At 64.8% G+C, this 15084-nt stretch carries 12 protein-coding genes and 1 pseudogene; 11 read left to right on the forward strand and 2 right to left on the reverse strand.

The window, feature by feature from the left end; all coding sequences use genetic code 11:
• Positions 1–289, forward strand: a pseudogene (locus tag SM757_RS29485) (hypothetical protein); the annotation flags it as partial.
• A gap of 114 nt (positions 290–403) precedes the next feature.
• Here the strand turns inward: SM757_RS29485 and SM757_RS29490 are convergent.
• Positions 404–847, reverse strand: a complete 444-nt coding sequence (locus SM757_RS29490; protein WP_322468078.1) for a PaaI family thioesterase — start codon at positions 845–847, stop codon at positions 404–406.
• Between the two features lie 4 nt (positions 848–851).
• On the reverse strand, positions 852–1652 hold the full coding sequence (locus SM757_RS29495; RefSeq protein WP_322468079.1) for an IclR family transcriptional regulator: 801 nt from the start codon (positions 1650–1652) through the stop codon (positions 852–854).
• Positions 1653–1880: 228 nt separating this feature from the next.
• Between SM757_RS29495 and SM757_RS29500 the strand changes: the two genes are divergently transcribed.
• The 10 genes from SM757_RS29500 (at position 1881) to SM757_RS29545 (ending at position 14864) form a co-directional block, all read left to right on the forward strand.
• Positions 1881–3452, forward strand: coding sequence for an acyl-CoA synthetase (locus SM757_RS29500; protein ID WP_322468080.1), 1572 nt, complete (start codon positions 1881–1883; stop codon positions 3450–3452).
• A 17-nt stretch (positions 3453–3469) separates the two neighbouring features.
• Positions 3470–4609 (forward strand): FAS1-like dehydratase domain-containing protein, encoded by a 1140-nt coding sequence (locus tag SM757_RS29505; protein WP_322468081.1) that lies wholly within the window; start codon positions 3470–3472, stop codon positions 4607–4609.
• Between the two features lie 156 nt (positions 4610–4765).
• Complete coding sequence (locus SM757_RS29510; RefSeq protein WP_322468082.1) at positions 4766–6004, forward strand: CaiB/BaiF CoA transferase family protein; 1239 nt, start codon at positions 4766–4768, stop codon at positions 6002–6004.
• Positions 6005–6045: 41 nt separating this feature from the next.
• Positions 6046–7008 carry a Bug family tripartite tricarboxylate transporter substrate binding protein gene (locus SM757_RS29515; RefSeq protein ID WP_322468083.1) on the forward strand — a complete coding sequence of 321 codons (963 nt, stop codon included), beginning with the start codon at positions 6046–6048 and terminating at the stop codon, positions 7006–7008.
• A gap of 18 nt (positions 7009–7026) precedes the next feature.
• Complete coding sequence (locus SM757_RS29520) at positions 7027–8634, forward strand: carboxyl transferase domain-containing protein (protein ID WP_322468084.1); 1608 nt, start codon at positions 7027–7029, stop codon at positions 8632–8634.
• An 8-nt stretch (positions 8635–8642) separates the two neighbouring features.
• A complete protein-coding gene (locus tag SM757_RS29525) occupies positions 8643–9437 on the forward strand; it encodes an enoyl-CoA hydratase/isomerase family protein (RefSeq protein WP_322468085.1) in 795 nt (264 codons plus the stop codon).
• Positions 9438–9462: 25 nt separating this feature from the next.
• Positions 9463–11463 (forward strand): acetyl/propionyl/methylcrotonyl-CoA carboxylase subunit alpha, encoded by a 2001-nt coding sequence (locus tag SM757_RS29530; protein WP_322468086.1) that lies wholly within the window; start codon positions 9463–9465, stop codon positions 11461–11463.
• Positions 11463–12377: a hydroxymethylglutaryl-CoA lyase gene (locus SM757_RS29535; RefSeq protein ID WP_322468087.1), complete on the forward strand. Its 915-nt coding sequence runs from the start codon at positions 11463–11465 to the stop codon at positions 12375–12377. The genes SM757_RS29530 and SM757_RS29535 overlap by 1 nt, the downstream gene beginning before the upstream one ends.
• A 211-nt stretch (positions 12378–12588) precedes the next feature.
• Positions 12589–13638, forward strand: coding sequence for a biotin synthase BioB (bioB, locus tag SM757_RS29540; protein WP_322468088.1), 1050 nt, complete (start codon positions 12589–12591; stop codon positions 13636–13638).
• Positions 13635–14864: a cytochrome P450 gene (locus SM757_RS29545; protein ID WP_322468089.1), complete on the forward strand. Its 1230-nt coding sequence runs from the start codon at positions 13635–13637 to the stop codon at positions 14862–14864. The genes bioB and SM757_RS29545 overlap by 4 nt, the downstream gene beginning before the upstream one ends.
• Positions 14865–15084 lie beyond the last annotated feature (220 nt).

The raw sequence follows: 15084 nt of genomic DNA on the forward strand, positions 1-15084 counted from the left end.
GTACGAGATCCCCAATTCCTTTGTGCGACGCTGGGCGGTGGAGGTCACTTTTGAGGAAGCGCGCCGTCACCTTGGACTCGAAACCCAGCGCCAGTGGAGCAGTCTCGCCATCGCCCGGACCACACCGATATTGCTGGCCCTGTACTCCATCGTGACGTTGCTGGCCAACGCGTTGGTGCGCAATGGCAGCCTTGCGGTCCGCCAAGCCGTCTGGTACCGCAAGCAGATCCCCAACCTTCAGCGATGCACTGGCTACCGTACGTGGTCACTGGTGGCGCCACTACGCTGATTTCTCAATGTCCCGTTGCGAGCGCGACATCATAAATGTGCCGCGTACTGTATTCCGCCGCCTGCACGAGGCGGCTTGCTACACGGCGTGATGGCCAAAGTCGAGCTCAGTCTGTCATGCCTTCCGCTCCACGTCACCTGCAGAAACCATCTTCAGAATGGCTGAAGCCGTGATAACTATGGCCTCTCCAACACGAATCTCACCCTGCATAAACACGAGGCTTGATGTTGCACGGATAACCTTCCCTCGTGCCTCCAGGAACTGCCCCTCGCGTGCTCCAGTCAGGAATTGTGTGTCTAGCTGGACCGTCATACACGCACGGCGCTGCATGGCTTCCCAGGCAATGGAGCTCAGGGCATGGTCCATCAGCGTTGTCAGCAGTCCTCCGTGGACGACACCTGCCGGGTTCGTGTGCTCCTTCGTTGCGAGAAGCCCGTACGCCCAGGACACTTCCTCCTTGCAAGTCCAAAGTGGTCCAACCAAGCCAATGAAGCCGGGGAGGGAACGTTGCTTCCATCCCCGGTGCATCAGAGCTTCATTTATTGCTATCGCATCCATCGCCTCAATTCCTTGCAGTAAGCAGTTGGGATATTGCCTGGGACTCTTCTTGCATGTCCTTGGCAAGAGCCTGGCTCTGGGTTCCGCTCAGCTGGTCCGAAAGACCGGCAGCGACCAAGGAGTGCGTCATCCTCCCCTTGCTATCGAAAACAGGAACGGCAACAAGCGAGATGCCGTTGATGTAGTTACCTCGGTCGAGGCTGAATCCCTTGCGGCGTACTGCCTGCACGTCTTTTCTCCATGCGTCGATATCAGGGGGTTGGTCCCACCTCAACGACTTGAATCGGCGTTCCACATCAGCTTCCGATAGCTCGGAGTAGGCGGCAACCAAACGGCCCGTTGCGCTGATCAGCGCGGGAAATCGACTCCCTACGTCGACGTGTAACCTGAAGGGTGCCGTGGAGCGCGAAAGTGCCAGTACGACCATGTGATCGAGGCCGGTCACCTCGACACCGATGGCGGTGACGTTCCACTTGCTGGACAACTTGTCGAGGATCGGTTGTACCAAAGCGGGAAACGGACTGCTCTCGATGACGCTTCTGGCCAGCGCCAGCATGCCAACGCCCAAACCATAGCGCTTGGTGCCTGGATCAACCTTGACGAGTCCTTCTTCAACAAGCGCTCGAAGAATATGAAGGCACGTGCTGGTCACCATGTCGAGCTCTTGCGATATGGACTTGAGCGTCATCGGCTCGGAGCTGCGGCCCAGTAGCCGCAGGATGGCAACGGCGCGGGTAACTGCAGGAACAGCCCGCACACGTGGCCCCTTTGAGGACACTGGTTCCCTGAAATCGGTCGAAGTCATCGCTGTTTGTCTATGTGTGGTCATGCATGGTGGTGATTCTGCCCGCAGGGCCAGGGCTGCCCATCCGGTACTGCGCTGATCGAAGCGCGCCCGTTGCAGGAAACGCGGTTCATGCATGAAAGCATACCGGGTAAAATTGTCCTAATACAATTGATGAACGTATTTGACAATTTTGAGTGCGACACGCATAGTGACTTCACTGGCAGAGATGCAAGAGAGGTCCAACAAATGACGAAGCTGACTGAGCACGTTTCCTATGCGGACGCCCAAGCCAACTGTTCCTCGGCCAAGCTGTGGGAGCTGTTTGACGGCAATCGCGAGCAGATGAACATTGCCCACGAGTGCATCGATCGCCATGCGGATGGCGATCGCACCGCGGTCATCCTGGTTCGCGCCAATGGCGATGACGAACTGATCAGCTTTCGGCAGATATCTGAAGACTCGGCACGCTTTGCCCATTACCTGGTGGAGCGTGGCATCAAGCCCGGCGATCGGGTGGCAGTGATGCTGGAGCCGTCCCGCGATTTCTACGTGGCCATGTTCGGCGCGATGAAGATGGGCGCCATCGCGGTACCGCTCTTCACGCTGTTTGGTCCGGATGGCATCCGGCTGCGAGTTCAGGACTGTGATCCGCGCCTGATGGTGACGAATGCCGAGAAGGCCGCACTGGTCACGGCATCCGATCAACTGCAGGTGGTCGTTGCCGACGAGAACTTCATAACAGGGCTGCGCAGGTTTCCCAGCGAATTTGTGCCTCAGACCCGTGCGGATGACTTGGCGATCTTCCAATACACGTCAGGCACCACTCGAGAGCTGCCGGACGCGGTCAAGCACACGCACCGTGCGCTGGTCACTCTGATGCTCGCTGCCCTCTATGGGACGGGAGTGCGTCCCGGCGATCGTTTCATGTGTCCTTCGTCGCCGGCCTGGGGGCACGGGCTGTGGCACGGCACGCTGGCGCCGCTTGCATTGGGCGTGACGATCGGCGCCTACGCTGGCAAGTTCAACGCCGAGCGTCTGCTCAAGGCATTGCAGGACCACAAGTTCAACAACATTTCGGCTGCGGCGACGCACTACCGGATGATGCGCAACTCCGGAGTGGCTGCGAATTACCAGTATTTCTTCGACAAGGTGTCGTTCACGGGCGAACCCATTGACAGCGAAACAGCGCAGTTCGTCGAGGCCACCTTCGGCAAGCCCGTGTGCAGCATGTACGGCACGACTGAGATCGGCGTTTGCCTGGTGAACTATCCGGGTGCTAACGACTTCGTCGTGAAATCCGGCTCCCTCGGCAAGCCCGTGCCAGGGCTGCGTGTGGAAGTTCAGGACAGCGATGGACGCGCATGTCCACCGGGTGTGACAGGAGAGATCAAGCTCTGGCGCGGCGGCGCTTGGGTGGCAACGAAGGATCTGGGGCGCGTGGACGAGGACGGCTACTTCTGGCACGGCGGCAGAGCCGATGACGTGATCATTTCCGCCGGCTGGACCATCGGTGCCGTGGAAGTCGAGGACGCCGTGCTCAAGCATCCCGATGTGAAGGAGGCTGCTGCGATCGGCGTGCCCGACGCGCTGCGTGGACAAGTCGTCAAAGCCTTCGTTGTCTCCGACCGTACTGGCGACGAAGCCTTCGTCCAGGAAATCCAGGAAGCCGTGCGGACCCGGCTGAGCCAGCACGAGTACCCGCGCCAGGTCGTGTTCGTCTCTGAACTGCCCAAGACCCCAGCCGGAAAGATTCACCGCAAGAAGCTGCGAGAGCAAGAACTCGCCAACGCCAACGCGGCGCAAGCCGCTCATGCCTGACTGAAAGGAGACACATCATGTCGAGCAAGATTGAACGTTCGTTCCCCAAGATCACCGAGCAAGGCCTCGACGACCTGCGCCAGCGCATCGGCGTCAAGATCGGCGCCACCGCCGAGCCCTGGTGCTACGAGGCGACTCGGGACAACATCCGCCATTACGCCCATGGCATCGGTGACGACAACCCGCTGTGGTGCGATCCCGACTATGCGGCCAAGACGCAGCATGGCGGCGTCATTGCGCTGCCGAGCTTCCTGTTCTCCACCAGCCGCATTGTCTCTGGATATGTGGGCGGCCTGCCCGGTGTACACGCCATGTGGTCGGGGTCGGACTGGACTTGGCACAAGACCATCAAGCGCAACGACACCATCTCGACCGAGGCCTACCTCAAGGATCTGGTCGAGCACCAGACGCGCTTTGCTGGCCGCGCCGTGCAGCAGATCTATCACGTGGACTTTTTCAACCAGCACGGCGACAAGGTGGCCGAGGCCGACAGCTGGTGCTTCCGAACTGAGCGCGACCACGCTCGTGAACAGGGCAGCAAATACAAGGAAGTGCGGGCGCGCGAGCCTCGCCGCTACACGCCCGAAGAGATCCAGGAGGCGTACAAGCTGTATGCCAACGAGGAGGTGCGCGGCAGCACGCTCCGGTACTGGGAAGACGTCACCGAAGGCGAAGATCTGCCCGTGCTGTTCAAGGGGCCGATGACCGTGACCGGCTTCATCGCCTACGCCCAGGGCTGGGGCGGCCTCTACATCCGCGCCAACAAGCTGGCGTGGAAGCTGATCGATGCTCACCCGAACGCCGGTATCACCAACCGCTTCGGCATCCCCGATGTCCCGGAGCGCGTCCACTGGGAAGAGGATTTTGCGTTGGAGGTCGGTGCGCCGGGCGCGTACGACTACGGTCCCGAGCGCACCTCCTGGCTCACCCACCAGCTGACCAACTGGATGGGCGACGACGGCTTCCTGCGCCAAGCCAGCTGCAAGATTCGCCGCCACAATCCGGAAGGCGACATGCTGTTCATCAAGGGCAAGGTCAAGCGCAAGTACTCGGAAGGCGGCCGCTACCTCGTCGAGATCGAGCAGGAGGCGCGCAACCAGGATGACGAACTCTCCGTGGTTGGCTCGGGCATCGTCGAACTGCCTTCGCGGCGTTGATGTCCAGGTCGTGCAGGGGAAGCTGACGGCAGATTCCAACCTGCACGCCTCTGACTGGGACAGTGCAAAGCACTGCCCATGCGAGCCACAACTGATCGCGCTGCGCCAGCAGAAGCTGCCTTCCTGGCGCCGGCCGCGTTCGAAGCAAGGTCGACGATGTCCGGTTCACCAGATCAGGCCGCACAGGCCGCCAGCGGTTCATCAAGGCGTTCTCTGGACGGCCTTCGCGTGATCGATCTGTCGAGGGTGCTGGCTGGCCCTCTGTGCACGCAGATGCTCGCCGACCACGGCGCCGACGTGATCAAGGTCGAGCCTCCCTCGGGTGACGAAACCCGCACGCTGGGGCCGCCTTTCAACGAAGCCGGCGATGCGGCGTACTTCACAGCCGTCAACCGGGGCAAGCGAGCCATTGCGCTCGATCTTGCTCATGTCGAGGGGCAGAGGACGCTGCTGCACCTGCTGGAGAGCGCCGACGTCCTGGTGGAGAACTTCATTCCCGGAACGATGGCCCGCTGGGGACTCGACTACGAGTCGGTGCTGGCGAGCCGGTTTCCGCGGCTCATCTACTGCTCGATCTCAGGGTTTGGAACTGACGGTCCGTTGGGGGGGCTGCCGGGGTACGACGCCATTTTGCAGGCCATGTGCGGACTGATGAGCATCAACGGCGATCCGGCCTCCGGGCCGACACGAATCGGCGTGCCGATCGTTGATCACCTCACAGGCTACACCGCCATGTCGGGCATCCTTTTGGCGTTGGCAGACCGCCAGCGCACCGGACTTGGCCAGCGGGTCGAAGCCACGCTGTTCGACACGGCGCTGAGCTTGTTGGTCCCCCATGCAGCCAACTGGATGCACTCGGGTCGGACGCCCGAGCTCTTAGGAAGTGCCCATCCCAACATCGCTCCCTACGACAAGTTCGCATGCCGTGATGGCCTCGTTTTTCTGGGCCTGCTCAACGATCGGCAGTTCCAGCGTTTCTGCGAGCACGTCGGCTTGTCGAGCCTACTCACTGACAACCGATTTGCCACCAATGCTCTGAGGCTGCAGCACCGCGCCGAGCTGCGAGCGGAGATCGAAGCAGTGCTCGCGTCCTGGTCCCGGGATGCCTTGTGCCAGGAGCTGATGCGTGAGGGCGTGCCCGTGGGGCCGGTGAACACCGTTCCAGAAGCGTTCAGGCAGTTGCACGCCCAGCACCGCCAGATGTCCGTGGAGCGCCCGGATTATCGAGGTATTGGCATTCCGACGCGGCTTTCACGCACGCCGGGCCGTCCCGCCAGTACGCCGCCTTGCTATGGGCAGCACACGGACGAGGTGCTGCTGGAGGCCGGATTGAGCGACCGCCGTCTTGCAGAGCTGCGCGATCTTGGCGTCCTGCCACGGAGACGGCGCAAGTAACTGCCATCGCGCCAAAGACCTACAACGACTCGGAGACACTGATGAAGATTCTTGCCGCTTGTGCCGCATTCGTGGCTTCCCTCCTGACCATGCAGCCGGCAACGGCCCAGTCCTATCCAGCCAAGTCGGTACGGATCATCGTGCCCTACCAGCCGGGTCAGGGCACTGATGTCGCGACACGGTACTTGGCCGAGCATCTCACCAAGGCTATGGGGCAAACCTTCTTCGTAGAGAACCGGGCTGGCGCGGGCGGCAATATCGGCGCGGCGGAGGCAGCACGCGCCACGGCAGATGGCTACACGCTGCTGATGGGCACGAACGGCACCCACGTGCTGAACCAGTACCTGTACCCGTCGATGCCGTTCGACCCGGAAAAGGACTTCGAGCCTGTCATTCTCGTGTCGTCCTTTCCGATGGTATTTCTGACACAGCCATCGGCGCCTTACAACAGCCTACCCGACCTGTTGCGTGAAGCGAAGACCAAGCCCGACTCGTTGAACGTCGCCTTGCCCAGCACGACTGCGCGGCTGGTGCTGGAGCTGTTGAATCAACAGTGCTCCACGTCGATTCGTGGAATTCCGTACAAGGGGTCCGGCACGTCGATGACCGACCTCATGGGTGGTCAGGTTGCGGTGGCCATTGACACCGTCAGCGCCTCGCGCTCGTTCATTGCCAGTGGCAAGCTCAAAGCGCTTGGCGTGACTTCGCTCAAGACGTCGGCGTTGCTGCCTGGCAGCAAGACCGTGGCCGCGCAGGGCTTGGATGGCTTTCAGGTGCTGGCGTGGAATGGGCTTTACGTGCCGCGCGGAACGCCCAGTGCGGTTGTCCAGAAGTTGAACGCCGAGCTTGCGAAGATCCTGGCACAGCCTGAAGTTCGACAACGTCTGCTGGAGCTCGGTCATGAGCCGGCAGGTGGTTCTGCCGCCGAACTGGCTGAGTTTGCCAAGAGCGAACGGCTGAAGTGGGGCCCCGTGATCGCCAAGGCGGGCCTCAAGGCAGATTGAGGCGTAAAGAGAGCTGACATGGAAGTATTGCAATCCAAGATCGACACCCGCTCTGCCGAATTTCGGGCCAATGCCGACGCACTGCGCACACAGGTACACGACCTGCGCGAGAAGGCCGCTTCTACTGCACAAGGCGGCGGCGAAGCCGCGCGCGCCAAGCACACTGCCCGCGGCAAGCTGCTGCCGCGCGAGCGCGTGGCGCAGCTGCTTGACCCGGGCGCGCCGTTCCTGGAGATCGGCCAGCTCGCGGCCTACGGCATGTACGGCAGCGATGCGCCGGCCGCGGGCGTCATCGCCGGCATCGGCAGGGTGCAGGGCGTTGACTGCATGATCGTGGCCAACGACGCCACGGTGAAGGGCGGCACCTACTACCCGATGACGGTGAAGAAGCACCTGCGCGCGCAGGAGATTGCGCAGCAGAACCACCTGCCGTGCCTCTACCTGGTGGACTCGGGCGGCGCCTTCCTGCCCAAGCAGGACGAGGTGTTCCCGGACCGCGACCATTTCGGGCGCATCTTCTTCAACCAGGCCAACATGTCGGCGCTGGGCATTCCACAGGTGGCCGTGGTGATGGGCTCGTGTACGGCAGGCGGCGCCTACGTGCCGGCGATGAGCGACGAGACCGTGATCGTGCGCAACCAGGGCACAATCTTTTTGGGTGGGCCGCCGCTGGTGAAGGCCGCCACCGGCGAGGTGGTGAGCGCCGAGGACCTGGGCGGCGGCGACGTGCACACGCGCATCTCGGGCGTGGCCGACCACCTGGCCGAGAACGACGCACACGCGCTCTACATCGCGCGGCGCATCGTGGGCCACTTCAACCGCGTCAAGCCCTCGACCGTCACGCTGGAGGCCAGCGAGGAGCCGCTCTACGACCCCGAAGAGCTGTACGGCGTGATTCCGCAGGACACGAGGAAGCCCTACGACGTGCGCGAGGTCATTGCCCGCGTGGTGGACGGCTCGCGCTTCGACGAGTTCAAGGCGCGCTACGGCACGACGCTGATCACGGGCTTCGCGCGGCTGTACGGCATGCCCGTGGGCATCGTGGCCAACAACGGCATCCTGTTCGGCGAGTCGGCGCAAAAGGGCGCGCACTTCATCGAGCTGTGCTCGCAGCGCGGCGTGCCGCTGGTGTTCCTGCAGAACATCACCGGCTTCATGGTCGGGCGCAAGTACGAGAACGGCGGCATCGCCAAGGACGGTGCCAAGATGGTCACGGCCGTAGCCACCGCCCAAGTGCCCAAGATCACGATGCTCATCGGCGGCAGCTTCGGCGCCGGCAACTACGGCATGTGCGGGCGGGCCTACTCGCCGCGCTTCCTTTGGATGTGGCCCAACGCGCGCATCAGCGTGATGGGCGGCGAGCAGGCCGCATCGGTGCTGGCCACCGTGCGGCGCGAGGGCATTGAGGCCAAGGGCGGCGCCTGGAACGCGCAGGAGGAAGACGCCTTCAAGGCGCCGATCCGCGTGCAGTACGAGGAGCAGGGCCACCCCTACTACGCCACGGCGCGGCTGTGGGACGACGGCGTGGTGGACCCGGCGCAAACGCGGCGTGTACTGGGCTTGTCGCTGGCGGCGACGCTCAATGCGCCGATTCCGCCGACCAAGTTCGGCGTGTTCCGCATGTGAGGCCGGCCATGGATTTCAAAACGCTGAAGATTGAGCGCCGCGGCGCGGCGGCCTGGGTCTGGATGAACCGGCCGGAAGTGCACAACGCTTTCGACGAGACCTTGATTGCCGAGCTGACCGAGGCGTTCACGGTGCTGGATGCGCAAGAGAACGTGCGCGCCATCGTGCTGGCCGGCGAAGGCAAGAGCTTCTCCGCCGGAGCAGACCTGAACTGGATGCAGCGCCTGAGCGCCGCACCGCTGGAGGACAACCTGGCCGATGCGCGCCGGCTGGCCAGCCTATTCCGCACCATCTCGACCTGCGCCTCGCCGACGCTGGCGCGGGTGCATGGCGCCGCGCTAGGCGGCGGCATGGGGCTGGCCTCGGCCTGCGACATCTGCGTGGCATCGACCAAGGCGAAGTTCGCCACCTCGGAGGTGCGGCTCGGGATCATCCCATCCGCCATCGGCCCTTACGTGGTGCGCGCCATCGGCGAGCGCCAGGCCTACCGCTACTTCCAGACAGCCGAGCGGATCAGCGCCGCAGAAGCGCACCGCATCGGGCTGGCGCACGAGGTGGCCGAGCCCGAGGCGCTGGACGCACGGGTGCAGCAGGTGGTGGACGCACTGCTGCTGGGCGGCCCGCTGGCGCAGGCCGCCGCGACGGACCTCATCCGCGCTGTGGCCCACCGCCTGGTAGACGACGCGCTGGTCGAGGACACGGCCCGGCGCATTGCCACGCTGCGTACCACGCCTGAGGCGCGCGAGGGACTGGCGGCGTTCCTGGGCAAGCGCGCGCCCTCGTGGACGCCGGGTCCGGCCTGACACGAGAACGACTGGAGAGACACGCGTGTTCAACAAGATCCTGATTGCCAACCGCGGCGAGATCGCCTGCCGCGTCATCAAGACGGCGCGGCGCATGGGCATCGCCACGGTGGCCGTGTATTCCGAGGCGGACGCCAACGCCCGCCACGTGCGGCTGGCTGACGAGGCGGTGCTGATCGGGCCGGCGCCGGTGCGCGAGTCGTACTTGCTGGGCGAGCGCATCCTGGAGGCGGCGAAGCAGACGGGCGCGCAGGCTATCCACCCCGGCTACGGCTTTCTCTCCGAAAACGAGGACTTCGCCGAGGCCTGCGCGGCCGCGGGCGTCGTCTTCATCGGCCCGCCGGCTTCGGCCATCCGCGCCATGGGCAGCAAGTCCGCGGCCAAGGCGCTGATGGAAAAAGCCGGCGTGCCGCTCACGCCGGGCTATCACGGCGACAAACAGGAGCCCGGGTTCCTGGCGGCGCAGGCTGAAAAGATCGGCTACCCGGTACTGATCAAGGCCAGCGCCGGCGGCGGTGGCAAGGGCATGCGCCGCGTGGACCGGGCCGAAGACTTCGAGGCGGCGCTGACCTCGTGCCAGCGCGAGGCGACCAACGCCTTCGGCGACGACCATGTGCTGGTCGAAAAGTATGTGCTCAAGCCGCGGCACATCGAGATCCAGGTGTTCGGCGACAAGCATGGCCATTGCGTGTACCTGTTCGAGCGCGACTGCTCGGTGCAGCGCCGGCACCAGAAAGTGCTGGAAGAGGCACCCGCGCCTGGCATGACGCCCGAGCGGCGTGCTGCTATGGGCAAGGCGGCCGTCGATGCAGCACTGGCGGTGGGCTATGTGGGCGCCGGCACCGTCGAGTTCATCGCCAACCAGGACGGGTCGTTTTATTTCATGGAGATGAACACCCGGCTGCAGGTCGAGCACCCGGTCACCGAGATGATCACGGGGCTTGATCTGGTGGAGTGGCAGCTTCGCGTCGCGTCGGGCGAGCCGCTGCCGCTGCGCCAGGAGCAGTTATCCATCGACGGCCACGCACTGGAGGCACGCATCTATGCCGAGGACCCGGACCGCGGCTTCCTGCCCTCCACCGGGCGGCTGGTGCACTTGGCGCCGCCGCCGGAAAGCGACCACGTGCGCGTGGACACCGGCGTGGAGCAGGGCGACGAGATCACGCCGCACTACGACCCCATGATCGCCAAGCTGATTGTGTGGGGGCAGGATAGGCGCCAGGCGCTGGCGCGCATGCGCCAGGCGCTGGGTAGCTACCGCGTGGTGGGCGTACAAAACAACGTCGAGTTTCTGTCGCGCCTGGTGGGCGTGCCCTCGTTTGCCAACGCCGATCTCGACACCGGGCTGATCGAGCGCGAGCAGGCGCTGCTGTTCCCGGAAGCCGGCGAAGTGCCGGGCGACGTGTGGCTGCTGGCTGCACTCGCCGGGCTGCTACGCGAGCAGCGCCTGGCGCAGAAGGCCGCGGCCGGCGCGCCCGATGCGGCCTCGCCGTGGCGGTTGCTCGACGGCTGGCGGCTCAACGGCAGCGCTCAGCGCCAGATCTCGCTGCGCATGGGTGAGGTGGTGCAGGACGTGGGCGTGACGCCCGCCCGCGGTGGCTGGGAACTGACGCTGGGCGCCCAGCGCGTGTTTGCCCGCGGCACGCTGGGCGCGGACAGCGAGTTGATGGCGCAACTGGACGAGCGCCGGCTGCGCGCCGTGGTGGTGGCCGCGAGCGAGCGGCGCCAAGTCTTCTTTGAAGGGCGCTCCTGGCCGCTGTGCATGGTGGACCGGCTGCACGTGGGCGGCGTGGGCGAGGAAGCCGAGGGCGGGCTGCGCGCGCCGATGCCGGGCAAGATCATCGCGCTGATCGCCCAGCCGGGCGTGCCGGTGGACAAGGGCGCGCCGCTGCTGGTGCTCGAAGCAATGAAGATGGAGCACACCATCAGCGCGCCGGGCAAGGGAGTCGTCAAGGCTTTCCGGTTCGCCCCGGGCGAGCAGGTAGTGGACGGCGCTGAGCTGCTGGAATTCGAGAAAGCCGAGTGATGAACAACAAGGTTCGCATCGTTGAGGTCGGGCCGCGCGACGGGCTGCAGAACGAGAAGCAGGCCATCTCGACCGCGACCAAACTGGCGCTCATTGAGCGGCTGGCCGCGGCGGGCTTGCGTGACATCGAGGCCACGTCCTTCGTCTCGCCGAAGTGGGTGCCGCAGATGGCGGACCATGCCGAGGTCATGGCAGGGCTGTCGCGCCGCCCGGGCGTGAACTACCCCGTGCTGGCACCGAACCTCAAGGGTTTCGAGGCAGCTGTAGCAGCTGGCGCGACGGAGGTCGCTGTGTTTGCAGCGGCTTCGGAAACCTTCTCGCAGCGCAACATCAACTGTTCGATTACCGAGTCCATCGCGCGTTTCGAGCCGGTGTTCGAGGCGGCGCGTCGGCAAGGCGTGAGGGTGCGTGGCTACGTTTCGTGCATAGTGGCGTGCCCGTACGAGGGGCCGGTGGCGCCGGCACAGGTAGCGCGGGTGGCGCTGCGGCTGCGCGAGCTCGGCAGCTACGAGGTGTCGCTGGGCGACACCATTGGCGCGGGCACACCGGCGTCGGTGCTGCGCATGCTTGAAGCCGTGGCCAGCCAAGTGCCAGTTGCGCGGCTGGCCGGCCACTACCACGACACCTACGGCATGGCGGTGGCCAATGTATACGCCTCGTACCAGTTCGGCCTGCGTGTTTTCGACAGCTCAGTGGCCGGGCTGGGCGGTTGCCCTTACGCAAACGGGGCCACCGGCAACGTGGCGACCGAGGACGTGGTGTACCTGCTGCACGGCCTGGGCGCCGACACCGGCGTGGATCTCGACGCGCTCGTGGATTGCGGCGCCTGGATCAATGAGCGGCTGGGCCGTACGTCGCAGTCGCGCGTATCACGGGCGTTGCTGGCCGGGCGGCCTACAGCGCAAGACGTTTGAGAGCGCATCTTTTGCGTTAGCGGAGCTTTTTCATGGCTCTTTTGCGACGGTGTCTTCAAGAAGTGCGGCAACGTTCAGGCGATCACGACAGCTGCGCCGCCTTGCCGTCAAAGCAGAGGCAACAGTCTGTCTGTGGTCCCATTACGTGAGCATGTAAGGCAGTACTTTCTTACTTCGCCGCGTGCTTTCCCGAATTGGATCAAGCCCAGTAATGAGCTCACTTACCACCATACCTGCATCATCCCTGCGTCGCGCGAGAGTTGCGGATCAGATGCTCGGCCGCTGGTCCGTGGCAGAGGTGCAAGCGCTCTATGACCTGCCATTCATGGAGCTGCTGTTCCGCGCGCAGCAGGTGCACCGCGAGCATTTCGACCCCAGCGAGGTGCAGCTTTCCACGCTGCTGTCCATCAAGACCGGCGGCTGCGCCGAGGACTGCGGCTACTGCCCGCAGTCGGCGCACTTCGACACCGGCGTCGAGGCCAGCAAGATCCTGTCGATTTCCGAAGTGCTGGGTGCCGCGCAGGCCGCCAAGGAGCAGGGCGCCACACGCTTCTGCATGGGCGCGGCTTGGCGCAGCCCCAAGGAGCGCGACATGGAGCGCGTGACGGAGATGGTGCGCGAGGTGCGCAGCCTGGGCCTGGAGACCTGCATGACGCTGGGCATGCTCGACAAGGAGCAGGCGGCGCAGCTCAAAGGGGCGGGGCTGGATTACTACAACCACAACCTCGACACCGCGCCGGACCACTATGGGCAGATCATCCACACTCGCACCTACCAGGACCGCCTGGACACGCTGCACCACGTGCGCGACGCCGGCATCAACGTGTGCTGCGGCGGCATCGTGGGCATGGGCGAGACGCGGGCGCAGCGCGCCGGGCTGATCGCGCAGCTGGCCAACCTGGACCCGTTCCCGGAGTCGGTGCCCATCAACAACCTGGTGCCCGTGCCGGGCACGCCGCTGGCCGACAGCGAGCCCATCGACCTCTTCGAGTTCGTGCGCACCATCGCGGTGGCGCGCATCACGATGCCGACCACGATGGTGCGTCTGTCGGCCGGCCGCGAGCAGATGGACGACGCGCTGCAGGCGCTGTGCTTCATGGCCGGTGCCAATTCGATCTTCTACGGCGACCGGCTGCTGACCACGACCAACCCGCAGGCCGAGAAGGATCGCCGCCTCTTCGAGCGGCTGCAGCTGCGCCCGCAGGGCCAGCGCCCGGAGGTGCAGGCGCACCTGGACGTGTCGGGCGCGGTCGGCAAATGAACGCACTGCTGGCGCCGCGGGCGTCGGTGGCCCCGTTCGTCGACTTGGAATTCCTGCACGACCCCTATCCGGCGTACCGCGCACTGCGCGAAGCCGGGCCGATCCACTGGAGCGAGGAGTTCTTCGGCGGCGCCTGGCTGCTGACGCGCCATGCCGACGTCGAGGCCGCGCTGCGCGACCCGCGCCTGTCGGCTCGCCGCACGGGCGGCTGGGTGATGCGCGCGGCCGAGCCTGACGCCCGCACCGAACTCACGCCGATGCAGCGGCTGTTCACGCGCTGCCTGCCCTTCCTTGACGCTCCCGACCACACGCGGCTGCGCAAGGTGCTGCAGCCGGCGTTCCGGCCGGACCGCGTGCAGGCATTGAAGCTCGTGACGCAGGCGCTCATCGACGAGCTGCTGGACGAGGCCGGTGAGAGCTTCGACTTCATGCAGAAGGTGGCGCGCCCGCTGCCGGCGCGCGTGATCGCCCGGCTGATGGACATGGAAGCGTCGGTGTATGCCGAGTTCACGGCCTGGAGCGAGGACATTGCCGCCTTCCTGGGCTCGGTGAACCCGACACAAGCCGACGTGCGTGCCGCGCAGCGCAGCGTGGTGGCGCTGGCCGGCTACTTCGAGCGCGAGCTGCTACCGCGCCGGCGGCGCCAGCCGGGCGACGACCTGGTGAGCCTGCTGCTCGCGGCCCAGGCCGATGGCAGCGTGGAAGACGGCGCGGAGCTGCTGGCGCAGTGCGCGATGCTGCTGTTTGCCGGCTACGAGACCACGCGCCACCTACTGGGCAACGCGGTGCACGCGCTGCTGTCGGAGCGTGAGCAGTGGGAGCGGCTGCGCGCGCAACCCGAGCTGCTGCCCAACGCCGTGCGCGAGTTGCTGCGTCACGACACGCCGGTTCAGTGGAGCGGACGGCGAGTAATGACGGATTTCACGCTGCACGGGCAATGGATTCGTCGTGGTGAGCTGGTTATTGCTCTCATGGGGGCTGCAAACCGCGATCCGCGGCGGCATGAGGCGCCGGACCAACTGGACGTGGCTCGGGTGAATCCGGGTGCGCTGTCATTTGGAACCGGACCGCATGTCTGCCTAGGGGCGGCGCTGACGCAACTCGAATCGCAGACGGTACTTGCGACGCTGCTGCAGCGGCGTCCGAAACTGCAAATGCGCGCTGGTGCGCAGAGAACGCGCAGTCCCCTTTACCGAGGGTTTACTTATCTTCCCGTGGGCGGCTGAAATTAGGGATGCTTGACATAACGTCGCCGATGGCGATGTCGGATCATGAAATAATAAGACTCAATACCCTGAAGCGGGCAGGGCACCATTGCATGGTTGCAGGCCTGCTACGTAGCGCTCAACCTCATACATACTCAGCTTTATGTGCTGGCGCTCGTGCCACTGGAAAACAAGCTTCCCGGCTGCGAAGCAGCCTGCGTAGGCCGCTGGCCCCGCTTTT

The sequence above is a fragment of the Azohydromonas lata genome, from assembly GCF_034427735.1.
Classification (GTDB): domain Bacteria; phylum Pseudomonadota; class Gammaproteobacteria; order Burkholderiales; family Burkholderiaceae_C; genus Azohydromonas; species Azohydromonas lata.

What these genes read in the sequence shown, in the direction of transcription:
- SM757_RS29490 (WP_322468078.1), bottom strand. Translation starts at nt 847, where the DNA reads ATGGATGCGATAGCAATAAATGAAGCTCTGATGCACCGGGGATGGAAG.
- SM757_RS29495 (WP_322468079.1), bottom strand. Translation starts at nt 1,652, where the DNA reads ATGACTTCGACCGATTTCAGGGAACCAGTGTCCTCAAAGGGGCCACGT.
- SM757_RS29500 (WP_322468080.1), top strand. Translation starts at nt 1,881, where the DNA reads ATGACGAAGCTGACTGAGCACGTTTCCTATGCGGACGCCCAAGCCAAC.
- SM757_RS29505 (WP_322468081.1), top strand. Translation starts at nt 3,470, where the DNA reads ATGTCGAGCAAGATTGAACGTTCGTTCCCCAAGATCACCGAGCAAGGC.
- SM757_RS29510 (WP_322468082.1), top strand. Translation starts at nt 4,766, where the DNA reads ATGTCCGGTTCACCAGATCAGGCCGCACAGGCCGCCAGCGGTTCATCA.
- SM757_RS29515 (WP_322468083.1), top strand. Translation starts at nt 6,046, where the DNA reads ATGAAGATTCTTGCCGCTTGTGCCGCATTCGTGGCTTCCCTCCTGACC.
- SM757_RS29520 (WP_322468084.1), top strand. Translation starts at nt 7,027, where the DNA reads ATGGAAGTATTGCAATCCAAGATCGACACCCGCTCTGCCGAATTTCGG.
- SM757_RS29525 (WP_322468085.1), top strand. Translation starts at nt 8,643, where the DNA reads ATGGATTTCAAAACGCTGAAGATTGAGCGCCGCGGCGCGGCGGCCTGG.
- SM757_RS29535 (WP_322468087.1), top strand. Translation starts at nt 11,463, where the DNA reads ATGAACAACAAGGTTCGCATCGTTGAGGTCGGGCCGCGCGACGGGCTG.
- bioB (WP_322468088.1), top strand. Translation starts at nt 12,589, where the DNA reads ATGAGCTCACTTACCACCATACCTGCATCATCCCTGCGTCGCGCGAGA.
- SM757_RS29545 (WP_322468089.1), top strand. Translation starts at nt 13,635, where the DNA reads ATGAACGCACTGCTGGCGCCGCGGGCGTCGGTGGCCCCGTTCGTCGAC.